34 protein-coding genes are annotated in these 20,314 nt (G+C 70.0%); 32 read left to right on the top strand and 2 right to left on the bottom strand.

What is annotated here, in order from left to right; translation table 11 throughout:
* The first annotated feature begins 133 nt into the window (after positions 1 to 133).
* The 11 genes from KIK09_RS56665 to KIK09_RS56620 all read left to right on the top strand — a co-directional run bounded on the left by KIK09_RS56665 (position 134) and on the right by KIK09_RS56620 (position 4,670).
* Complete coding sequence (locus KIK09_RS56665) at positions 134 to 613, top strand: hypothetical protein (RefSeq protein ID WP_214327874.1); 480 nt, start codon at positions 134 to 136, stop codon at positions 611 to 613.
* Between the two features lies 1 nt (position 614).
* Positions 615 to 779: a hypothetical protein gene (locus KIK09_RS56660; RefSeq protein WP_214327873.1), complete on the top strand. Its 165-nt coding sequence runs from the start codon at positions 615 to 617 to the stop codon at positions 777 to 779.
* Positions 776 to 1,057 (top strand): hypothetical protein, encoded by a 282-nt coding sequence (locus tag KIK09_RS56655; protein WP_214327872.1) that lies wholly within the window; start codon positions 776 to 778, stop codon positions 1,055 to 1,057. Before KIK09_RS56660 ends, KIK09_RS56655 begins: the two co-directional genes overlap by 4 nt.
* Positions 1,032 to 1,961 (top strand): hypothetical protein, encoded by a 930-nt coding sequence (locus KIK09_RS56650; protein WP_214327871.1) that lies wholly within the window; start codon positions 1,032 to 1,034, stop codon positions 1,959 to 1,961. The genes KIK09_RS56655 and KIK09_RS56650 overlap by 26 nt, the downstream gene beginning before the upstream one ends.
* The gene (locus KIK09_RS56645; protein ID WP_214327870.1) at positions 1,958 to 2,401 is read left to right on the top strand and encodes a hypothetical protein; all 444 of its coding nucleotides are present in this window, start codon (positions 1,958 to 1,960) and stop codon (positions 2,399 to 2,401) included. The genes KIK09_RS56650 and KIK09_RS56645 overlap by 4 nt, the downstream gene beginning before the upstream one ends.
* Before the next feature lie 10 nt (positions 2,402 to 2,411).
* Positions 2,412 to 2,729 carry a hypothetical protein gene (locus KIK09_RS56640; protein WP_214327869.1) on the top strand — a complete coding sequence of 106 codons (318 nt, stop codon included), beginning with the start codon at positions 2,412 to 2,414 and terminating at the stop codon, positions 2,727 to 2,729.
* Between the two features lie 17 nt (positions 2,730 to 2,746).
* The gene (locus KIK09_RS56635; protein ID WP_214327868.1) at positions 2,747 to 3,082 is read left to right on the top strand and encodes a hypothetical protein; all 336 of its coding nucleotides are present in this window, start codon (positions 2,747 to 2,749) and stop codon (positions 3,080 to 3,082) included.
* A 207-nt stretch (positions 3,083 to 3,289) separates the two neighbouring features.
* The gene (locus tag KIK09_RS58890; RefSeq protein WP_250575452.1) at positions 3,290 to 3,559 is read left to right on the top strand and encodes a hypothetical protein; all 270 of its coding nucleotides are present in this window, start codon (positions 3,290 to 3,292) and stop codon (positions 3,557 to 3,559) included.
* Positions 3,556 to 3,771, top strand: a complete 216-nt coding sequence (locus KIK09_RS58885; protein WP_308164881.1) for a helix-turn-helix domain-containing protein — start codon at positions 3,556 to 3,558, stop codon at positions 3,769 to 3,771. The genes KIK09_RS58890 and KIK09_RS58885 overlap by 4 nt, the downstream gene beginning before the upstream one ends.
* Positions 3,772 to 3,801: 30 nt before the next feature.
* Complete coding sequence (locus KIK09_RS56625) at positions 3,802 to 4,437, top strand: hypothetical protein (RefSeq protein WP_214327866.1); 636 nt, start codon at positions 3,802 to 3,804, stop codon at positions 4,435 to 4,437.
* Positions 4,434 to 4,670 (top strand): hypothetical protein, encoded by a 237-nt coding sequence (locus tag KIK09_RS56620; protein WP_214327865.1) that lies wholly within the window; start codon positions 4,434 to 4,436, stop codon positions 4,668 to 4,670. Before KIK09_RS56625 ends, KIK09_RS56620 begins: the two co-directional genes overlap by 4 nt.
* On the opposite strand, the gene KIK09_RS56615 is transcribed toward KIK09_RS56620, so the two are convergent.
* Positions 4,667 to 4,930: a hypothetical protein gene (locus tag KIK09_RS56615; RefSeq protein WP_214327864.1), complete on the bottom strand. Its 264-nt coding sequence runs from the start codon at positions 4,928 to 4,930 to the stop codon at positions 4,667 to 4,669. The genes KIK09_RS56620 and KIK09_RS56615 overlap by 4 nt on opposite strands.
* Before the next feature lie 111 nt (positions 4,931 to 5,041).
* Between KIK09_RS56615 and KIK09_RS56610 the strand changes: the two genes are divergently transcribed.
* The 21 genes from KIK09_RS56610 to KIK09_RS56510 all read left to right on the top strand — a co-directional run bounded on the left by KIK09_RS56610 (position 5,042) and on the right by KIK09_RS56510 (position 19,867).
* Positions 5,042 to 5,263: a hypothetical protein gene (locus KIK09_RS56610; RefSeq protein ID WP_214327863.1), complete on the top strand. Its 222-nt coding sequence runs from the start codon at positions 5,042 to 5,044 to the stop codon at positions 5,261 to 5,263.
* Positions 5,264 to 5,524: 261 nt separating this feature from the next.
* The gene (locus KIK09_RS56605) at positions 5,525 to 5,869 is read left to right on the top strand and encodes a hypothetical protein (RefSeq protein ID WP_214327862.1); all 345 of its coding nucleotides are present in this window, start codon (positions 5,525 to 5,527) and stop codon (positions 5,867 to 5,869) included.
* Positions 5,866 to 7,530, top strand: coding sequence for a hypothetical protein (locus KIK09_RS56600; protein WP_214327861.1), 1,665 nt, complete (start codon positions 5,866 to 5,868; stop codon positions 7,528 to 7,530). Before KIK09_RS56605 ends, KIK09_RS56600 begins: the two co-directional genes overlap by 4 nt.
* Before the next feature lie 391 nt (positions 7,531 to 7,921).
* The gene (locus KIK09_RS56595; RefSeq protein ID WP_214327860.1) at positions 7,922 to 8,347 is read left to right on the top strand and encodes a hypothetical protein; all 426 of its coding nucleotides are present in this window, start codon (positions 7,922 to 7,924) and stop codon (positions 8,345 to 8,347) included.
* Between the two features lie 478 nt (positions 8,348 to 8,825).
* Complete coding sequence (locus KIK09_RS56590) at positions 8,826 to 9,323, top strand: phage terminase small subunit P27 family (RefSeq protein WP_214327859.1); 498 nt, start codon at positions 8,826 to 8,828, stop codon at positions 9,321 to 9,323.
* Positions 9,301 to 11,043 carry a terminase large subunit gene (locus tag KIK09_RS56585; protein WP_214327858.1) on the top strand — a complete coding sequence of 581 codons (1,743 nt, stop codon included), beginning with the start codon at positions 9,301 to 9,303 and terminating at the stop codon, positions 11,041 to 11,043. The genes KIK09_RS56590 and KIK09_RS56585 overlap by 23 nt, the downstream gene beginning before the upstream one ends.
* A 10-nt stretch (positions 11,044 to 11,053) precedes the next feature.
* Positions 11,054 to 12,517: a phage portal protein gene (locus tag KIK09_RS56580; protein ID WP_214327857.1), complete on the top strand. Its 1,464-nt coding sequence runs from the start codon at positions 11,054 to 11,056 to the stop codon at positions 12,515 to 12,517.
* Positions 12,495 to 14,198: a VG15 protein gene (locus KIK09_RS56575; protein ID WP_214327856.1), complete on the top strand. Its 1,704-nt coding sequence runs from the start codon at positions 12,495 to 12,497 to the stop codon at positions 14,196 to 14,198. Before KIK09_RS56580 ends, KIK09_RS56575 begins: the two co-directional genes overlap by 23 nt.
* Positions 14,195 to 14,395: a hypothetical protein gene (locus KIK09_RS56570; protein ID WP_214327855.1), complete on the top strand. Its 201-nt coding sequence runs from the start codon at positions 14,195 to 14,197 to the stop codon at positions 14,393 to 14,395. Before KIK09_RS56575 ends, KIK09_RS56570 begins: the two co-directional genes overlap by 4 nt.
* Before the next feature lie 99 nt (positions 14,396 to 14,494).
* Positions 14,495 to 15,109, top strand: coding sequence for a hypothetical protein (locus KIK09_RS56565; protein WP_214327854.1), 615 nt, complete (start codon positions 14,495 to 14,497; stop codon positions 15,107 to 15,109).
* Positions 15,110 to 15,154: 45 nt separating this feature from the next.
* Positions 15,155 to 16,111, top strand: coding sequence for an SU10 major capsid protein (locus tag KIK09_RS56560; protein WP_214327853.1), 957 nt, complete (start codon positions 15,155 to 15,157; stop codon positions 16,109 to 16,111).
* A 13-nt stretch (positions 16,112 to 16,124) separates the two neighbouring features.
* Positions 16,125 to 16,355, top strand: a complete 231-nt coding sequence (locus tag KIK09_RS56555) for a hypothetical protein (RefSeq protein WP_214327852.1) — start codon at positions 16,125 to 16,127, stop codon at positions 16,353 to 16,355.
* Between the two features lie 3 nt (positions 16,356 to 16,358).
* A complete protein-coding gene (locus KIK09_RS56550) occupies positions 16,359 to 16,742 on the top strand; it encodes a Gp19/Gp15/Gp42 family protein (RefSeq protein WP_214327851.1) in 384 nt (127 codons plus the stop codon).
* Positions 16,739 to 17,152: a DUF6093 family protein gene (locus tag KIK09_RS56545; RefSeq protein ID WP_214327850.1), complete on the top strand. Its 414-nt coding sequence runs from the start codon at positions 16,739 to 16,741 to the stop codon at positions 17,150 to 17,152. Before KIK09_RS56550 ends, KIK09_RS56545 begins: the two co-directional genes overlap by 4 nt.
* The gene (locus tag KIK09_RS56540) at positions 17,145 to 17,534 is read left to right on the top strand and encodes a hypothetical protein (protein WP_214327849.1); all 390 of its coding nucleotides are present in this window, start codon (positions 17,145 to 17,147) and stop codon (positions 17,532 to 17,534) included. Before KIK09_RS56545 ends, KIK09_RS56540 begins: the two co-directional genes overlap by 8 nt.
* Before the next feature lie 29 nt (positions 17,535 to 17,563).
* Positions 17,564 to 17,944, top strand: coding sequence for a hypothetical protein (locus KIK09_RS56535; RefSeq protein ID WP_214327848.1), 381 nt, complete (start codon positions 17,564 to 17,566; stop codon positions 17,942 to 17,944).
* 31 nt (positions 17,945 to 17,975) lie between these two features.
* Complete coding sequence (locus tag KIK09_RS56530) at positions 17,976 to 18,305, top strand: hypothetical protein (RefSeq protein WP_214327847.1); 330 nt, start codon at positions 17,976 to 17,978, stop codon at positions 18,303 to 18,305.
* Complete coding sequence (locus KIK09_RS56525) at positions 18,305 to 18,487, top strand: hypothetical protein (protein ID WP_214327846.1); 183 nt, start codon at positions 18,305 to 18,307, stop codon at positions 18,485 to 18,487. Before KIK09_RS56530 ends, KIK09_RS56525 begins: the two co-directional genes overlap by 1 nt.
* Before the next feature lie 2 nt (positions 18,488 to 18,489).
* Complete coding sequence (locus KIK09_RS56520) at positions 18,490 to 18,975, top strand: phage tail tube protein (protein ID WP_214327845.1); 486 nt, start codon at positions 18,490 to 18,492, stop codon at positions 18,973 to 18,975.
* Complete coding sequence (locus KIK09_RS56515) at positions 18,975 to 19,517, top strand: hypothetical protein (RefSeq protein WP_214327844.1); 543 nt, start codon at positions 18,975 to 18,977, stop codon at positions 19,515 to 19,517. Before KIK09_RS56520 ends, KIK09_RS56515 begins: the two co-directional genes overlap by 1 nt.
* A 92-nt stretch (positions 19,518 to 19,609) precedes the next feature.
* Positions 19,610 to 19,867 (top strand): hypothetical protein, encoded by a 258-nt coding sequence (locus tag KIK09_RS56510; protein ID WP_214327843.1) that lies wholly within the window; start codon positions 19,610 to 19,612, stop codon positions 19,865 to 19,867.
* 2 nt (positions 19,868 to 19,869) lie between these two features.
* Here KIK09_RS56510 and KIK09_RS56505 read toward each other — a convergent pair whose 3' ends face one another.
* Positions 19,870 to 20,079: a hypothetical protein gene (locus KIK09_RS56505; protein WP_214327842.1), complete on the bottom strand. Its 210-nt coding sequence runs from the start codon at positions 20,077 to 20,079 to the stop codon at positions 19,870 to 19,872.
* Positions 20,080 to 20,314: the final 235 nt, after the last annotated feature.

Here is a 20,314-nt window from a genome sequence, read left to right as displayed (position 1 = left end):
GACGGGGACCCAGACGCGGCAGGCCCTCCCTGCCGCGCCCGCCGTACGGCGAGCGCATCCATCCCAATTCATCCCACAACCCGGTGATCACGCCCCCCTCGGGAACGTCACCCCGCACCAGAAACCAGTGATCATGACCACATATACCCCCGCCGCCGACGCCCCTTCCGCGGCCGCGCCCGCGCTGCACGCCAGGATCGTGCCGTCGACGACCGGCATCGTTCACGCCACCGAACTCGTCGAGGTCTTCGCCGGCACCTTCATGGCGGGCATTCTCGTGCTCCCAAACGCGGCCGCCCACGACCTCGTCACCCGCCTGCAGGACCAGGAGGCGCGCCTCTCGCTCGTGAGCGCCCAGGTGGCCGGCCACGTCCGCTACGTCCTGGAGTACGACTACAACAACCCGGCCGACGAGCCCAACGACTGGCTGGTCACCCTCATCAGCCTGATGGACCAGGCCGACCCCGAGCAGCGCCGCGCTCTCGCGCGCGCCTATCCCGCCTACGCCGTGTGCGTGGCGATCGCCACCCAGGAAGGCGGTCTGGGCCAGCTCGCCCACTTCCATCAGGAACTGCTGTCCACCGAGCGTCCCGCCAGCCCGCAGGCAGAGTGACATGGCGGCCGCCATCACGGTCATCTTCCTGATGCTGCTCGCCGGCGCGGCCGCCGGCACCGGGTCCCTGCTGTGGGAGCGGGGCCGGCCGGTCACGGCCGTGGCTGCCGCCGGTGTGTCCGGCGTGCTGGTCGGGCTGGCCTTCTTCACCGCGCTGACCACATGAGCACGCCCACGCCCCCGCGGCCGACGCGCCGCCAGGTCCTCGAGCTCCACGCCGAGCTCGAGGCCCGGCGCAAGGCCGCCGGGCTGCTGCGCTGGCAGCTGGCCGTCCAGCTCGACCTCACCATCAGGCGCCTGTGGCAGATCTCGCAGGGCGTGGCCAGCGAGCCCACCTACCGGTCGGCGCAGGCCTGGCTGCACCGACATACCGCACCGTCCCCGACCACCCACGACACCAAGCAAGGAGGTAACGACGATGACAGCGGCGACACAAGCGGGTGAACTGATCTTCTGGGAATGGGTGCGCATCCTGCGCCGCGCCGAGCTCGGCTTCGGGACGGGCAAGAAGCGGATCGGCAGCAACATCGTCCAGCACGTCGCCATGATGGCGTGCACGTACGGCAACCCCGACGGCAGCCGCATCCGGCCCGGCCTCAATCGCCTGGCCCGAGTGTGCCGCCTGGACCCCGAGACCGTACGGCGCTGCCTGACCCGGCTGCGCGAGCTGGGCCTGTTCCGGCGCGTCTTCGAAGGCTCCAAGGCCGGCCGCGCCGGCGGCAAGTCCGACGAGTACCAGCTGGACATCCCCGAGGACCTCGCCGAGCGCGTGGCCATGCTCGACCCCGACGAGCATGAGCTCATCGTGCCCGAAGGCGTCGAGCCGCCGCCCGTCCGTACACCGCGGACCAAGCGAGCGGCCACCTCCGAGGACGGATCACCCGGTGCTGCACCGGCTGATGAGCCTGTGGATAACCCGCCGCAGGAGTCCCCGGTAGCCCCCAATGCGGCGCCGCCCGGCGAAGAACACCCGGTGCTGCCCCCGGAAACACCCGGTGCTGCCCCTGGAAACACCCGGTGCAGCACCGTGCCACCTACACATGCACCTACCAATCACCTACCAGCACACAACTTCCCGCCGTACGGCGCTGAGGTGGAAGGGGTACCGGGCCAGCGCCGTGAGCCTTCGGCCGAGATCGATCCGCCGCCCAAGATCCTCACGCTGTCGACGCTGCGCGCGCTCGACCCGGCCGAGGCCTACGCCGCGGCGGCCGCCGAGCTCTCGCGGTTGCCCGAGTTCGGCCAGCCCTGGATCGCCGCGGCGCGGCGCGAGCTCGGCGAGCACACCCCCCGCAGCCAGCTCGTCGTCCGAGCCCACGCCCTCTACGCCGAGCGGCGCGCGTCATGACCGCCCGGCCGCCCTGCCCACACAGCAGCGCCGACCCGAGGCTGTGCCCGGACTGCCGGGCCGAGCGCCTCGGCCCGGTCCCCGTCGACGACGCTGACGACGCCGACGAGGTCGCCCTGGCCCTGGCCGATGTCGTCGCCCCTGACCGGCACATCGAGCCCGGTCAGGTCGACTACGCCCTGGCCGCGGCCGCGGATCTGCACCGGGTGCTCGGCGCCGCTGGGTACGTGGTGCTGCGCCAGGACGACGCACGCAAGCTGCTGCAGGCCGCGCACTCCAAGGACCGGCCGGACCCGGCCGTGCTCCTGCGGGTGAGCGAGGCCTTGGCCGAGGCGCCCCGACTGCGGCTGATCGGCGCAAATGCCGTACCGCCGGACTCGCTGGAGCGCGATCATGATGGAGGAAATTCAACACCGTTGAACAACCCGCCAACGGGATAGGGAGGCCCCGGTGATCCCGACCCAACACGACCTCGACCCCTGCCCCGCAGGCTGCGGCGCCGCCGTGCTCTGGACCACGACCGAGCACGGCCGCCCCATGGCCATCGACCCCACGCCGGACGAGCGGGGTAACCAGGCCGTCTACCGGGACGGGCCCGGCCGCTGGCGCTCGCGCAGCCTCGACGGCGCCGACGCCCGCCCCCCAGACCCCTGGGAATCCACCTACCGGCCCCACGTCGCCACCTGCACCAACCATCAGCCACCGCTGCCGGGCATCGGCGGCCGCCGCCGTACCCGCCACGCACCACCGCGCCGCGTATGGCGCTGACCTTCGAGAGACCAACCATGACCACCGACCACACGCCCTGCCAGATCGTCGACGTCCCCGGCGTCGGCCCCATGCGCGTGCAAGGCAACCTCACGACCGAGACGGACCGGCACTACTTCGCCGAGCTCGTCCAAGCCGCTCAACGCCGGATGACCGAGGACCTCAAGGCCGAGGGCCGCGCCGAGCTCCTCGACCGCCTTACCGCGCTCCGCCAGACCTGGGCCGACCGACAGCGGGCCGAGATCTACACCCGGGAGACCGCCGACGGGCCCTCCGCCGGCCTGGCCTCCGCCCGCGCCGACCTGTACGGGCAGCTCATCGCCGACCTCGACCAGGTGATGAGCCGTGGCTGAACCCACCATGTCCGTACCCCGGCGAGGGAAGCCGGAACGCCCACTGCCGCCTAAGCCCCGCCCCACCCGCTTGTGCGTCTTCGGCACGCACCCCTCGATCGGCTGGCGCTGGTTCAACACCACCGGCTGGGAACGCGTCTGCATCCGCCACACCGGCCGCCCTGCCGACTACGTCCCCGACACCGCTGCCACCCTCCGGGCAGACCCATGACCGCGGGCGCCGTGCAGCTCGGCATCTGGGACCCGCCCGCACTCCCGCCGCGGCGCTGGCTCCCGCGATGCGCCGACTGCGGACGCCGCGTCTGGGCCAGTACCAGCCTGCACCAGCGGTTCGGGCGGCTCCTCGGCGGCCGCTGCTACCGGCGCCGGGCGCGCGAGCAGCGCCGCCTCCACGTCACCATGACCATCCCCGTACGGCCACCCGGCGATATCCCAGGCCAGACCACCATCCCGATCCCGCACCAGGAGCACACGTGACCACCGCACCCGCCGCGGCCACCGAGGAGGCCTTCCTCACCGTGGCCGAGATCGCCCGCCGCTTCCGCACGTCCAGAATGACCGTCTACCGGATGGTGCATGGCGGCGAATTCGTCGGCGCCGTCCGCATCGGCCGAGGTTTCCGTGTCCCGGCCTCCAGTGTGGAGGCCTACCTGGCAGGCAACACGATCGAAGCCGTCGACGGCCGCTGAGATTGAGTAGCAAGTTGATCGAGGAGGGCCGTGACGGCCGCAGCACTTGAGGTAGCGGTCCTGGTCGACGAGCTCATGCCGCTCCTGGAGAAGCTGTACGACCTGCTCCCCGAGCCGATGGGCGATCCGACCGCAGGCACGACCTCGCACCGCAAGGCCATCGGGTCGCCGGCGCCCTGGCACGCCGAGGCCGGGCCCACGCTGTACACCATCAGCGAGGAGGCGCGGCGCCTCGAGGCCTCGCTCCGCCTGGAGGTCACCGGCCGCCCGGGCCGCCGCCGCGGCGGCAGCGACGCCAACACCGTCGCCGCGCTGCACGCCATCACCGACCTCGTGCATGCCGTACCCGACGAGCACGCCCGCCAGGCCGCGCACATCGTCGCCCGCTGGGTACGGCAGGCCCGCCAGGTCGGCGACGTCGGCCTCGAGGAACGACCGCGCAGGGTGCCCACACCACCCGGCGAGCTCCCGCCCCTCTGCCCCTATTGCGGTACTTGGAGCCTGCGTGTCCTGCCCGGCGACGGCAAGATCTGGTGCATCAATGGGGAGTGTGAGGACCGCGACGGCCGCCGGCCGCGCGGACATCTGGACCGATCCGACGTCACGGGGGACGGCATGATCAGCTGGGCCGACGGCCGCATCACGAAGCGCAGGGACTGGGCATGAACTGGACCATCGTCGAGGCTGCCGAGCAGCTCGACCCGACACTCGCCGAGGACGAGGTGCGCGCGCTCGTCCTGCTCTTCCAGGTGCCCGTCGTCGGCCGACGACGGGGCCGCGGCCGCCCGGTCCCCGAGTACGACCAGGCCGCCGTGCTGCGCGCGCACGCCGCGGTGATCGCCGTACGGCGCGGCCTCCTGCACGGCATCCTCGGGACGCGCCCAGCCCAGGCCGGCTAGCTCTCGTGCTTCGGCGGCCGGCCGGGGCTCATGCGCGCCCGCCGCTCGACCAGCTCGTCGTCCGCCGCGGCGGCCAGGCGCTGTGCCTGCTCGTCACCGTGCTCGGCGATGGTCTGCCGGATGTAGGCGTTGAGGTCCTCGGCGCGCTTGATGCCGCGTGCGTCGCAGACGCGCTTGTAGGCCTCCCAGTGGCCCTTGGCGATGCGGACCTGCCTGGGCGTGGTGGTGCCGGCCGACTGGCCGTCTTGGGGTTCGCTCACCTTGGGTTCTCCCTAGAAATCCTGTAGCTACACAAAAAGTTTCGCACAGGTATTGCGTAGCTACAAGACTCCTTATTATCGTGTAGCTACACAACAACGAGGGAGGCCGCCGTGACCGACAACCAGCGCATCAAGCTCACCGACCAGATCATTAAGGCCGCTCAGCGCGGCGACATCGACACCGTCGACGACCTCGTCCAGCACCTGCAAGACCTGGCCCGGCAGGAGGGCAAGAACGACCTCCTCCTCGACCTCTGGGACGCCAAGGAGATCACCGAGGACGGCCTCGAGTTCGCAGTGCAGAACAACGGATGCAACGACCCCCGCAGATAGCACCACCCCCGGGCCCGGCAACGGGCCCGGACCACGGTAACCCTGGTTGACGCCAGGCGATTTATCTGGCCTAATTCTGCGGTAGCAGACCTATGCCCAGACCCATGTCACCGGGGTCGTCTAGGTCTGGCCCCGGGTACGAGCACCGGGCATCCGGAGGGGAATCCAGGGGCGGTAGAGGGGCTGACTCTGCCGCCCTCTCCATGCCACCAGACGCCGGCAACGCCGCTGCGCGGCAACCTCGACGAGGGGGTGATCTGCATGGCGGGCACCTATCATCTGAAGATCGACCAGGGCGCGACCCTCGACCGGTTGATCACCTGGAAGAACGCCGCCGGCGTCCCGTACGACATCACCGGCTGGACCGCGAAGATGCAGATCCGCGACCGCGCAGGCGGGACGCTCTACGCCACCCTCGACAGCGCCAACGGGTCCATCGCGCTCGGCGGCGCGGCCGGCACGATCCGACTGCTGGCCACCGCGGCGACCACCAGCTCGTGGACGTGGACGCTCGGCCGCTACGACCTGGAGCTCACCGACGGCTCCAGCCAGGTCACCCGCCTCCTGGAGGGCTTGGCCAGGCTCTCGCCGGAGGTGACGCAGTGAGCAGCGGCCCGGACATCGTCGAGATCCGCGACCTGGTCGCCGTCGCCGAACGCGACCCCGACGTGGTCACGGTCGGGTACACGCAGCTCAACGTCGTGGTCCAGGAAGGCGGAGGCACCCCGTCGGCCACCGTCGTGGCCGAGACCAGCCACGGCCAGGCCCCCTCGGCCGGAGCGGCGATCGCCTACAGCCGCGGCGACCACACCCACGGCACCCCCGCCCTGCCGACGCCTGCAGCGATCGGCGCGTCCGCAACGGGCCACGCGCACACCGGCGTCTACGACCCAGCCGGTACGGCGGCCGCCGCTGTCACCGCCCATGAGGCTGCCAGCGACCCCCACCCGCAGTACCTGACCGGCAGCGAGGGCAACGCGGCCTACTCGCCGCTCAGCCACGCCCACGCCGCAGCAGACATCGTCTCAGGCACCATCGCCTATCCGCGGCTCCCGGTCGGCACCACAAGCTCCACAGTGGCCGCCGGCAACGACGCCCGCCTGTCGGACGCGCGAACCCCTCTCACGCACGCCTCCAGCCACGCCTCAGGCGGGTCAGATCCCGTCACCCCAGCGGCCATCGGCGCGGCCGCAACGGGCCACGCGCACACCGGCGTCTACGACCCAGCCGGTACGGCGGCCGCCGCTGTCACCGCCCATGAGGTTGCCAGCGACCCGCACCCGCAGTACCTGACCGGCAGCGAGGGCAACGCCGCCTACTCGCCGCTCGGCCACGCGCACGCCGGCGCCGACATCACGTCCGGCACCGTGGCGTATGCCCGCCTGCCCGTGGGCACGGCGAGCTCGACCGTGGCCGCAGGCAACGACTCGCGGATCACCGGCGCCCTCCAGGCCGCGTCGAACCTGAGCGATGTCGCGAGCGCGGCAACCGCGCGCACGAACCTGGCTGTCCCGCCGACGAGCCGCCAGGTGATCGCGGGCGCCGGCTTGACAGGCGGCGGCGACCTGACCACAGACAGGACCCTCGCCGTTTCCTACGGCTCGACCAGCGGCACCGCGGCGCAGGGCAACGACTCCCGCATCGTCGGCGCCGTACAGACCTCACGCCAGGTCCTGGCCGGAACCGGGCTCACCGGCGGCGGAGACCTCAGCATCGACCGGACACTCTCGTTCGGATCTGGGTGGTGGCTGCCTGAGGATCACGGCCTAGTCGCCTGGGCAGACGACGTCATTCCCACCGCCACGGTCGCGCCCACCGCGGGCACGCTGTATCTCATCGGCATGATGGTGCGCCGCACGATCGCGTCCGGCACCCGCAAGGGGATCATCGCCATCACCGGAGCGGCCGTCTCGCCTACCGCCTCGCAGAACTGGATGGGCCTCTACAACAGCAGCGGCACGCTGCAGGGCAGCGCCGCCGACATCGGTTCCGCCACCACGAGTTCGGGGCCGCTTCAGGCCACGCTCGGAGCTTTCGGCTTGACAGCCGGGCTGTACTGGCTGGCCATCATCGTCAACGCGGGCACCCCGCCCACGCTGGCCAGGATGAGCAGCATCACCATGATCAATGCGTTGGCCAATCTCAACCTGTCCGCGGCCGGCCTGCGCTGGGCCACGAACGGCACCTCCTTGACGTCGATGCCGAGCTCCATCACGCCCGGCTCGAACGTCACGACTCCGAACTGCTTCTGGGGCGCAATTAGCTAGCAGCTGGACTGAGTACTCATGCCAAATCGACAGCGGCTGCCGTGCCCACGCCCAGGCTGCGACCAGCTCACCAGCGGCGGCCCGTGCGCCGAACACCGCGCCCAAGCGGAGCAATACCGAGGCAGCGCAACCCAGCGCGGATACGGCACCCAGCACCGCACCACCTTCCGTCAGCAAGTCCTCGCGCGAGACCCGATCTGCGTGCTGTGCCGCACCGCGCCCAGCACTGTGGCCGACCACTACCCCCAGTCGCGCAGACAGCTCGAAGCCCGAGGACTCAATCCCAACGACCCTCGCCGAGGCCGAGGCCTCTGCGACAGCTGCCATGGCCAGGAAACCGCCCGTCGCCAACCCGGAGGATGGAACGCCCGATGACACCCAGGAGGAACAGATGGCGACCGTAGCGGTCGACTTCGACGGCGTCATCCACGCCTACTCCCGTGGCTGGGCGGACGGCACCATCTACGACGAGCCCGTGCCCGGTGCGATCGCTGGCCTGCGCACTCTCATGCGCTCCTACTCGGTGTACATCCACACGTCCCGCTCCCCGCTCCCCGTGTCAGAGTGGCTCAGCGAGTACGGCATCTCCGCCTTACCCGAGACCGAGGGCCAGATCCACGAGTTCTGGAACTACCGAGGACACGTGCTCGTCACCCAGCGCAAGCTGCCCGCGATCATCTACATCGACGACCGAGGCCTGCGCTTCGAGACGTGGGAACAGACACTCGCCGACCTACCTGTTCTCGCCCCAGGCCACAGCCTCGTGCAGGAGCAAGGCGGACACCGTGACTACAGTGCACGTCCACCCCGTACGTGATGGCATCGCACATGACACGAGCACGAGCGAGCCGGACTGTGTCTGTGGTCCACGCGTCGAGCCGGTGCCGCATGAGGATGGGTCGATGGGATGGCTGATCGTGCACCACTCGCTCGATGGGCGCGAGCTTGGCGAATGACGTTTCCCCAGGTCACAGCCCTATCGGTGTTTTCGCAGGTCAGAGGGGTGGGGGGCCACCCCTTGATCAACTATTCGGAGACCGCGGGGGAGGCTTTCGGCTGGCGCCGCAGCTAAACGACTTTGCGCGGGCGGCGCGGTAGTGCCGACCAGCGGAAGGAGCACGACGTGGACTTCCCGACCGCGTGGGCGATCGCCCGCGGCACGCCGGCGGCGGAACACGATCCCCGCTGCTCCTACGCGCGGTACGAGGGTGGATTCCTGTGCGATTGCCATGTCCTGACCGGGCATCCGCAGTACGTGGCCGACTATGGGCCGCAGCCCGAGGGTGAGGTGGGCGATGGCGGATCCGCACCGCAAGAGGCCGGCGCTGCAGGTCGTGCGGGAGGGCAACCCGGGTAAGCGCCCGATCAAGCAGGGCGTCGCGGTTCCTCCCGGGGACCTGGCCGAGCCGGACTGGAGCGAGGTCTTCCCCGCGAGCCGGAATCGAGTGGTCCGCGGAGAGAACATCCGGGCCCGGAACATCGCCCGACGCGAGTGGCGGCGCATCGTGCCGGTGCTCACGAAGACCGCCGGCCTGGGCGACGTCGACGCCACGGTGCTGCTGGACTACTGCCGGTGCGTCGCCCGCCTGGACCAGTGCGAGCGCACCATCAGCCGCGACGGGATGCTCATGTACGGCGAGCGGGGCTGGCAGAAGAACGGCGCGACCACGATCGCGAGCCAGTACCGGGCGCAGCTGAAGGTGTACGTCAGGGAGCTCGGACTGAGTCCCTCGGCCCGGGCGGGGATCACACCGCCGGGGGACGATGGAGATGACGACGACCCCTTCGACTGACCTCGACCTGCCCGTCCCGTACGAGGCGCTGATCGAGCTCGGCCTCACCCCGGAGCAGATCCAGGAGGCGGCCGATCGGCGGCCGCTCGTCGTGGCCTTCCAGGCTGATCGCGAGCCTGGCGCGTACTACGACGTCGCGCGGGCCCGGAAGGCGCTCAAGGCGCTGTCCGCGTTCAGCCACACCAAGGGCCGGTGGGCCGGGCAGCGGTTCGTGCTCGGGCAGGGCCTGGACCCGTGGCAGGTTGTGTGGATCATCGCTCCCATCTTCGGGTGGGTCATGTGGGACGAGGAGTGCGAGCGCGTCGTCCGGGTGATCCGGGCCGCGCTGGTCGAGGTCCCGCGAAAGAACGGCAAGTCGACGATCAGCAGCGGCATCGCCAACGTGCTGCTGCTGGCTGATGGCGAGGCCGGCCCCGAGGTGTACGCGGCCGCCGGCAGCCTCGAGCAGGCGGGCCGCGTGTTCGAGGACGCCAAGCGGATGCTGCTGACCGCGAAGGCGGCCCGGGCCCGGGTGGAGGCGCTGGCCGAGGTCATCCGGGTGCCGCGCACGGGCGGCGTTCTGCGGGCCCTCAGCAAGATCGCTGAAACCGCTCACGGGCTCAACGTGAGCGGCGGCGTGGTCGACGAGCTGCACGTCCACAAGAAGCGTGACCTGGTCGACGCGATCGAGACCGGGACTGGCGCCCGTGACCAGCCGCTGATCATCTTCATCACGACCGCGGACGAGGCCACCGAAGGCAGCATCTACGACGAGAAGCACAGCTACGCCGAGAAGGTCGCTTCCGGCGTTGTCGACGATCCGACGTTCTATGCCGTCATCTGGGCTGCCGGTGAGAACGACGACCCGTTCGCCGAGTCGACCTGGCGCAAGGCCAACCCAGGGCTCGGGACGTCACCGACGTTGCGCTACCTGCGCAAAGAGGCGAACAAGGCGCGCGTCACGCCGTCGTACTTCGCCACCTTCTGCCGGTTGCACCTCAACCGGCGCATGCGCGACCGGTCCCGGCTGATCAACCTGACGGTGTGGGATGCCACCGCTGGCATGTGCGACTGGACGGCCGCCCGCGGCCGGCGGGCGTGGGGCGGGCTGGACCTGTCGGCCGTGAGCGACCTGAGCGCCTGGTGGGTCGGAGTCGAGTCCGAGCAGCCCGGCATCGAGCTGGACATGTTCTGGCGGTTCTGGGTGCCCAGTGACCGGGTCGAGGACCTCGAGCGGCAGCTGCAGGTCCCGCTCTCACGGTGGATCCGTGAGGGCTTCGTGAAGGCGACCGAGGGCGACGTCATCGACTACGCCGCGGTGGAGGCCGACGTGCTCGCCGACTGCCGGCACGTCGACATGCAGCGGTTGGGCTACGACCGGATGTTCGCCGGCCAGCTGGTGCAGAACCTCGACTCGGCGCTGCGCGGCGTCGACGTGGTGCCGATCGCGCAGACGTTCGTCGGGCAGAGCCCCTCGATCAAGGAGCTGCAGCGCCTACTCGGTAAGAGCGGTGACCAGATCGGGGCAGGGCGCGTACGGCACGGCGGCCACCCGGTCGCCCGCTGGAACGCCCAGGTCGTCGAGGTCAAGGACGACGGCCAGGACAACCACAAGCTGATCAAGCCCGAGCGCTTGAAGTCGCAGGCCCGCATCGACGGCATCGCGGCCATGGCGTTCGGGCTCGACGGCTACCTCCGGCGGCCGAAGAAGAAGAGCGGCCGCATGATCGTCGCCGGATAGGGGGTTGGATATGGCGCTGAACCTCGAGCCCCTGGAGTGGCTGGCCAGGCTGAAGCGGCGGCACGAGGGCGAACTCCCCGTGCTGCAGGCGCTGAACGACTACTACGAGGGCACGCAGCCGCTCGCCTACATGCATCCCGAGCTGCTGCTCGAGCTGGGCGACCGGATCCAGAAGGTGGTCATCAACTGGCCGCGGCTGATCGTGGACGCTGTGGAAGAGAGGCTCGACGTCGAGGGGTTCCGCCGCAGCTCCGACGAGGAGGCCGACGGCGGCCTGTGGGAGATGTGGCAGGCCAACGACCTCGACGAGCAGAGCCAGATAGGTCACGTCGACGCGATGGCGATGCGCCGCTCGTTCGTCACGGTCGGCACCAACAAGGACGACAAAGAGTTCCCACTGATCACGGTGGAGTCGCCGCTGCAGATGCACGCCGACATCGACCCGGCCACCCGCCGAGTGAGGGCCGCGCTGCGCTGGTGGTACGACACCGAGGCCGCCCTGGAAGGACAGGTGCGCGAGCAGTACGCAACCCTGCTGATCCCCAACTCGACGATTCAGTACCACTTCGACGGCGAATGGAACGTCATCGACCGCGATGACCACAACCTCGGCATGGTCGCGGTCGTTCCGATCGTCAACCGGCCGCGCCTCCTGGAGCCGCTCGGCGTGTCCGAGCTGGCCGACGTGATCCCTCTGTCCGATGCCGCGTGCAAGGTGGCAACGGACATGATGATCGCGGCCGAGTATCACGCGATCCCGCGCCGGTGGGTTTTCGGCGCGAAGAAGGAAGACTTCATCGGCTCTGACGGCAAGCCAGCGAGCACCTGGTCGCAGCTGATGGGGCGCTTGTGGGCGAACGAGCTCAGCCCTGGCGAGATCCAGGCCGGCCAGTTCCCCGAGAGCGACCTGTCGAACTTCCACAACACCTTGAACGCGCTGGCCCGCCTGGTGGCGTCCATCTCCGGGCTGCCGCCGCACTACCTCGGGTACAGCACCGAGAACCCGGCGTCGGCCGATGGGATCCGCAGCTCCGAGGCGCGGCTGGTGAAGCGAGCCGAACGCCACCAGCGGCCGTTCGGCGGCTCGTGGGAACGCGTCATGCGCCTGGCCGAGCGGATCCGTGACGGCGAGTGGAACCCGAAGTCGAGATCGCTGGAGACCATCTGGCGCGACGCCAGCACACCTACCGAAGCCGCGAAGGCCGACGCCGTGGTGAAGAAGGTCCAGGCGCGCATCATCGACGACGAGCAGGCGTGGGAGGACCTCGGCTACACCTCCACCCAGCGCGACCGGATGCGCAAGCGGAAGGCCTCCGCCGCCCGCGCGCTGGAGCGCGCGATGGCCGGCGACCTCGCGGCCGTGGTCGGGCCGAAGCCCGGGCCCGACGCACAGGCCCACAACGGCGGGAACCAGCCGGCGGCCGCCGACGGGCAGCTGGCGGGAGTGACCGGTGGCGCTGCAGCAGCTGGTTGATGACCACTACCGCGCGCAGCAGGAGCTCGCAGCCGATGTCGCCGAGCGCGCGCAGGCGATGTGGAGCGGCCTCGAGGCCAGTACGGTGATCGGACAGTGGACCGAGCTGCTGGACCAGGTCGTACGGCTGCTGAGCATCGGCCAGCTAACGGTCGCCAGGCTGACCACGCCGTACCTGCGCCAGCTGGCGGCCGAGCAAGGCGTGCCGCAGCCCACCGCGGCAGTGAACCCGGCCGCGCTCGCTGGCATCGCCTCCGATGGGAGGGCGCTGGCCAGCCTGCTGATGCAGCCCGCCCTGCAGACCGCGGGCTGGCTGGCCCGCGGCGCCGACGACGAAAGCGCGCTGCAGTCCGGGCTGGCCTCGCTGACCCGGATCGTGGACACGCAGATCTCCGACGCCTCCCGCGTCGCCGACCAGGTGGGCATCACCGGCAGCCGTACATGGGTCACCTACGTGCGGCACGTGTCGTTGCCGGCGTGCGGGCGGTGCATCATCCTCGCCGGGCGCACGTACTCGTGGTCGACCGGGTTCCAGCGGCACGAGCGCTGCGACTGCACGATGGTCCCGCAACGGGAAGGCGATGAGTCGCCGGCCTCGCCGCGCGAGCTGTTCGACAGTATGACCACCGAGCAGCAGCAGCGGGCCTTCACCGAGGCCGGCGCCGAGGCGATCCGGCTCGGCGCCGACCCTGGCCAGATCGTCAACGCACGCCGAGGCATGTCGACAGCGAGCGGCAGGCTGGTCACTTCCGAAGGGACGACCCGCCGCGGCGTGGCCGGACGGCGCATGCAGTCCACGTCACGACGCCGGACGGCGATCCGCCCGATGCCGGAGCAGTTGCTCGCCGACGCCGGCGGAGACCGGGAAGAAGCTATCCGACTCCTACGGCAGTTCGGCTACCTGCTCGACGACCCGGCGCAGCGCAGCCAGACCGTTCCTAGCCGCCCCATCGATGAGCGGGTCCGGCAGGAGGGCGAGCCCGGCGCCGAGCAGGAGACGCCCTCGCGGCCGCTCGAGCAGCTCACCCACGAGCAGCTGCAGGCGCTCAGCGACGAGAGCCTGGCCGAGAGGTTCAACCAGGCGCTCGAGCACGGCGACGAGGCGGAGATCGAACGCGCGGCCGCGGAGATGGCGCGCCGCGACCAGGCCGTCGAGGCGCCGCCCGTGATTGAGGATGTCCCGGCGGCCGTGGCCGGCGAGAGCTGGGGTGCCTGGGATGACCTGGAGATCAGCGACGAAGACCGTCGCGTCGACGAGCTCGTAGCTCAGGGCTGGGAGTACATCGACGCCTACGCCGAGGTGTACCAGGTCGACCCCGAGCAGCTACGCCGCGAGGAGCGGCGGGCTGCCCTCGAGGCCGACAGGCGCGACGGTGAGTCCCTCGATCAGACCGTTGCGCGGCTGTATCGAGACTGGACATACACCCAGTGGCTGCAGGCCGAGAACGCCACGAACGGGTACATGCTCAACAAGGCTGGCCAGGCCGCGGGCATCGATCCGATCTCGCTGTTCTCGGGACCGACCAGCAGGGCCACCGCGTACGCGTCCGAGGAACTGCGACGCTGGTGGAACGATCATCCGAGAATGACCCTGGTCGAGTTCCGCGCCCAGGTCCTCGGACGGGACAGCGATCGGCGGGCGGCACGCACGACACGCGAGATCGGAGGCGCGGGCATATGACGCTCACCGAGGCGCAGACCCGCGCGGCCGTCACCCACGCGCGCTTCGCCGCGCGCCGGGCCTGGCCGATGACCAGCTGCCCATACGCCGGCCGTACCGACGACATCGGGCGGGCCCTGACCCTCGTGTGGGTCCGCGCCTACCTCGCGATCCGGCCGCCGACAACGGACGCCGACCACAGCGGCCGCGGCGCCTGACACCAGTCGCCCCTGACGGGCCCTCTTGACCACCGCGGCGATCGCCACGGTCACACCCGCCGCGGCGCGACGCCACGGCGCGCACGGAAGGCAGCCGCGATGGCTGACGACACCACCACCAACGACACCACCACCGCTGAAGGTGGGGACGTCGACAAGGGCCAGGGCGGCCAGGAGACGTCCGCGACGGACACATCCACCGGAGCCGACCAGCTCGGCGGGGCCGGCAAGGCGGCGCTTGACAAGGAGCGCAAGGCCCGCCAAGAGGCCGAGAAGCGGGCCCGCGACCTGGAGAAGAAGGTCAAGAACTTCGAGGACGCCAACAAGTCCGACCTGGACAAGGCCACCTCGAGGGCGGAGACCGCCGAGCAGCGCGCCACGGCGCTCATCGACCGAGCCGTCAAAGCCGAGATCCGAGCCGCGGCCGCCGACCAGTTCGCCGACCCGTCCGACGCCGCGGCGTTCCTCGACACCACGGCGTACGTGGGCGACGCCGGTGACGTCGACACCGACAAGATCAAGGCCGATCTTGCGGACCTGCTCAAGCGCAAGCCCCACCTGGGCAAGCGCAACGGCCCCAAGCCGGACCCGACGCAGGGCGCGAAGCCTGGCGGAACCCCGGACCTCGCGTCTCGGATCGCCGAGGCGGAGAAGGCGGGCGACGTTCGTACGGCGATCGCGCTGAAGAACCAGCAGCTGTTCGGCAGCAAGTAGCGCGGCGGGCCCTGCCCGCCCCATCACGATGAGGAGGCATGTCCCATGGCGGGCATTTCAGGGCAGGGCACCACGTTCAACCTGCCGAACTACACCGGCCAGCTCTACGGCATCTCCCCGAGCGAGACGCCGTTTCTGTCCGCGATCGGCGGACTGACCGGTGGCATGGACGCCGAGTCCACTGAGTTCGAGTGGGAGTACTACGACCTGCGCGCCACCAGCGCCGGCAACACGGTCGTGGAGGGCAACTCCACCCCGGGCGGCGTCGGCCGGGTGCGGGCGAACGTCACGAACGTGGTGGAGATCCACCACTCCGCGATCGAGGTGTCCTACACCAAGATGGCGGCCACCCAGCTCAAGTCCGGCTCCAACAACGCCGAACGGAACCCGGTGGTCGACGAGCTGAACTGGCAGGTCGAGCAGGAGCTCAAGGCCATGGCCGTCGACATCGAGAAGTCGTTCCTGTCCGGCGTCTACGCCAAGCCCGGCACCAACGCGACCGCGCGCAAGACTCGCGGCCTGCTGAATGCGATCGCCACCAACGTGCTGGCCAACGGCGGCACCGGCCGGGCTCTGACCAAGGCGCTGGTCGACTCCCTGTGCCAGACCGTGTTCGATGCGGGCGGCCTGGGCGCCCAGGACCGGATGGTGTTCGTCGTCGGCTCCAAGCAGAAGCTGGCCCTGACCAAGGTGTACGCCGAGTCGGGCTCCTATAACCAGGCCCCCATGTCGCGCAACATCGCCGGCGTCGCCGTGGACACGATCGTCACCGACTTCGGCACCTACGGCGTGATGCTCGACCGGTGGATGCCCGCCGACCAGATCGCGCTCGTCGACCTCGACCAGTGCGCGCCGGTCTGGCTGCCGATCCCGGGCAAGGGGCGCCTGTTCGTCGAGCCGGTCGCCAAGACCGCCGCGAGCGAGAAGTACCAGCTGTACGGAGAGGTGGGCCTCAAGTACGGCGCCGAGCAGGCACACGGCCTGCTCAAGGACCTGCTCTAAGGAGAACACCACGATGGCGAGATTCCAGTGCGAGCGCTACCCGCAGCTGGTCATGCATGACGGCGAGAAGGAGTGGGCGCGCTTCGTCGACGGCTACTTCACCACCAGCGACGAAGAGGCGGCCGAGCGGCTGCGCAACGACCCCGACATCGTCGAGGTGCCCGAGGAGGACAACGAACCGGAACCCCAGGCTCCAGCTGCCGCGCCGGCGCGCAAGAGCCGTACCGCGGCCAAGGAGCAGTAGCTGATGGCGTTCGCGACGCTCGAGCAGTTCCGCACCCGGTTTGAGCGGACGCTGGCGTTGGAGCAGGAGCCTCGGGTGAGCGCGCTGCTGGAGGACGCGAGCGCCATCATGAGCGGCCGAGTGCCGCAGCTGCTCACCGCCAGTCCGGTCCCCGCCATCGCGGTCAGCGTCTGCTACGCGATGGTGGCCAGGGTGGTGCGCAACCCGGAGGGCAAGTTCCGGGAGGCCTACGGGGACGACTACGACTTCCAGCGGGATGAGGCTCAGGCCTCGGGTGAGCTCGAGCTGACCGACTCCGAGTACGACGACCTGGTCGCGGCGGTCGCTGGCCCCGCGGCCGCCGGACGCGCGTTCAGCATCGCCCCGCTCTACCCGGAGACGTCATGAGCATCCAGGACGCGCTCGCCAGCCCCCGGGAGCTGATCGTGGATGCCGTCATGGATGAGACGTGCCGGGTCGAGCACCGCACTGGCACCGTGCTCGACCCGGACACCACGGCCGAGGTCGACGTGTGGGAGACGGTGTACGAGGGGCCGTGTAAGGCCAAGCCGCTGACCGGCGGCCACGACACCCAGTGGGGTGAGGCCGAGGTGGTGCTGCACCGGTACACGGTGAAGCTGCCGTACTCGGCCGCCACCCCTATCGAGGCCACCCCCGGCTACCGGGCCATCGTGACTGCGTCTGCGGACAGCTGGCTGATCGGCAGGCCGCTCGAGGTGGTCGACGTTGTCTACTCGGCCACCGCGGTGACACGGCGGCTGATCGTCGAGGACCGGTCGGGAGGTAGCGGTGGCTGACGACATGCTGGACGCCAGCGAGCTCCTGGCCCTGGCCGCGTACATCGAAGACGGCGTGCAGCGCGCCGCCGAGGGCGCCTACCCCCTGGTCAAGGAGCACGCCCTGAAGCTGCGCGACCAGTGGCGCGACAACGCCAAACGCTCGGCCGGCCGCCACGGCAAGCACTACCACAGGTCGATCACCGCCGAGCAGATCCCCAGGACGGATGCCGCCGAATGGGAGGTCGGCCCGAATCGCGCACTCAAGCAGGGCAGCATGGGACGCGGCTTCGAATACGGGTCCGCCCACCAGCCGCCGCACTTGGACGGCGCCCGCGCCACCGTGGCCATCGCGCCCGACTTCAACAAGGCCGTCGACGAGTTCATGCGGTCGCTGCTGTGAACGTCCCGCTCGAGGTATACCCGCTCGCGATGCGCGTTCGGGAGCTGCTCGACGACGGCCTGCCCGCCAACGTCGGTGTTGGGATCGGTGGCGCCCCCGCCGATGCGACCCCGCCGTACGTCGCGCTGTACTTCCCGCTCGGCGACGAATCCGACGCCGACCGGGCACTGAACGACGACGTGGCGACCGATGTGCTTTTTCAGGCCACCACGGTCGCCGCCAGCCCTGAGCAGGCTCTGCTCGTCGCCGGGAAGGCCGCCACGCTGCTGCGCACCATGGACGCCAGCCTTCCCGACCGCAGGGTGCGGCCGATCCTGCAGGACGGCTCACAGCCCGTCGGCCGTGACGACACCAGCGTCCCCGTGTGGTTCGTGACGGCCCAGTACCTGGCCCGCTGCGACCCTGCCTGACCCATCACCCCTGTTTGAGAGGAGAGCCCTCGTGGCCACTCGCGCACCCCAGGTCGCGACCGTCGCCGGCAGCGCGCTGACGATGTATCAGGCGGCCGCCGCCGACAAGGTCTCCGGCGTCACCCGCGAAACCCGGATGATCGTCTCCAACACCACCGCGGGCCCGGTCACTCTGACCGTGACCCCGCCCGGAACCACCGAGTACGCGGTGGCCAAGCCGAACAAGGTGTGGACGATCCCGGTCGGCATGTACGAGCTGCTGCTCCTGCCGACCTTCCGGGACCCGCAGGACAGCAACCTCATCTCCCTGTCCTGGTCGGCCACCCCGGGCGCGACCCTCACCTGGGCGGTGATCGGCTGATGCCCGTCCCCATGATCAACGTCCGCAACAAGAAGACCGGCGAGGTCACCGAGATGGCCGAGGAGGCCTTCCCTCACCACGCAGGCGCGTTCGAGCGCATCGACGACGCGCCCCCGGCCGTCGAGCAGCCTGATACCAGCAAGCGGGCCGCCAAGAGCCCGACCACCGGAAAGGAACAGTAGGTATGGCTGGGACTGACCTCCTCGGCGACGGAATGATCAAGGTCACGATCTGCGCGACCCTCTCGTCCGTCTCCAACCCGCCCGCCTCCGAGCTCAACGCGGGCATCGACATCCAGGACTACATCATGAAGGACGGGCTCGGCATCGAGCCCGATCAGGCATCGGTGGACAACACCAGCCTGGCCAGCAAGAGCGACACCGAACGCGCCGGCACTCCCAGCTACAAGATCGAAATCATGGGGAAGCGGAAGAAGCCACCGACCCCGGACGTCGGATACAACACGCTCGCCCCCGGGCAGGACGTCTACTGCGCGGTGCGCCGCAACAAGGACAACGCACTTCCCTGGGTGGCGGGCGACGAGGCCGAGGTCTACCCGGTGGAGACCGGCATCCGGCAGAAGCAGCAGACCGCCCGCAACGAGGTCCAGAAATTCAAGTCCAAGCTGTTCAACCACACCGACGCCGACATCGACGCGGTGGTCGCCTGATGGCCGAGCAGCAGTACGTGGAGGACGTCGACGAGTTCCTCGACGGGCTGAAGCTGCCCGAGACTGAGGTTCCCATCTGCGGCCGCGGTGACCTGCAGGCACGTTTCGAGGACCTGGAACGGCAGCTCGACGTCGCACGCAGCCAGCCCGCCGACGATTCGCTGGCCTCGAAGGAAACCGAGGCGCAGCGGATCGCCAAGGAGATCCAGGCCCTGCAGGTCGAGATGCAGCAGCACGTCCGCGTGTTCCTGCTGCGGGCTCTGCCGCGCAAGGCCTGGTCGGACCTGGTCAAGGAGCATCCGGCGCGTAAGCAGGACGCCCCGGCGGACTTCAACCGCGACAGCTTCCCCGTGGCGGCGTTGGCTGCCTGTGCCGTCAAGCCCTCACTCACCGAGGAGAAGGCCGGCCGGGTCGTGGACCGGATCACGCAGGGTCAGTGGTCGCTGCTGTGGAACGCGATCCTGGAGCTGAACGGGGGTAGCGGCGAGGTCCCTTTCTCCGCGGCCGCCTCCGTGATTCTGTCCAGCACCAGCGGGAGCTGAAGCTCGCCCGCGCCTACCAGGTACCCCGGTCGAAACTCCTTGGTCGTGAGCCTCGCAGCATTACGACCTTCGAGTACAACGACGCGGGCAGGATGGTGCGGGCGATCACGGTCCACGAGCCCGAGTGGCTGGAGGACGACCGGGACTGGGCGTGCGCCGCCCAGGAAGAGCAGGAAGGCGTCTGCCCCGGGTGCGGGCTGCCCCTCGAGGAGACAACCGACCCCGACAATGAGGGCGCGTATGTCGCGTTGGAGCCGCTCAGATGCCATGGGTGCGCGCCGCGTACGGCGAAGGCCCGGACGCTCGAGGACCCGTCCGACTGGGTGCTACGAGTAGCCAAGGTCCGGTGACGCTAGTGCGCGAACGCGGCGTAGATCGCGGCCATGAGCGCCAGCAGCCCCAGCGCCATCCCGACGCCAGCAAGGCTCCGGTTGGATGCCGTGCCGATCCGCGCCTTGGTCAGTCCCACCCCCGAGAAGATGATGGCGAGGAGCGCCAGCCAGAACCCGGGAGCGGGAGTAGGCCAGAACGCGGCGGCCACGAAGGCGACGATCCCAATCACCAGGCCAGTGATGCCTACCCAGTTGTGCCTGGTCGCCCACGCCGGAGGGGCAGCAGGCGGCTGATACCCGTACGGCTGGCCCTGCCACTGCGGGTGAGGCTGGGGCGGGTACGGCTGCCCTTGCCACTGCGGGCCGGATTGGGGCGGGTAGGGCTGGCCCGGAGGCTGCGGCGGATACCCGGGTAACGGCTGCTGCTGCTGGGGATCTGGCTGGCCCTGAGGCGGCCCGTAGTGG

Source organism: Nonomuraea sediminis, assembly GCF_018531495.1.
Lineage (GTDB): Bacteria > Actinomycetota > Actinomycetes > Streptosporangiales > Streptosporangiaceae > Nonomuraea > Nonomuraea sediminis.
Note: the sequence above shows the minus strand (reverse complement) of the source record. Positions and strands in the feature narration are given on the sequence as shown.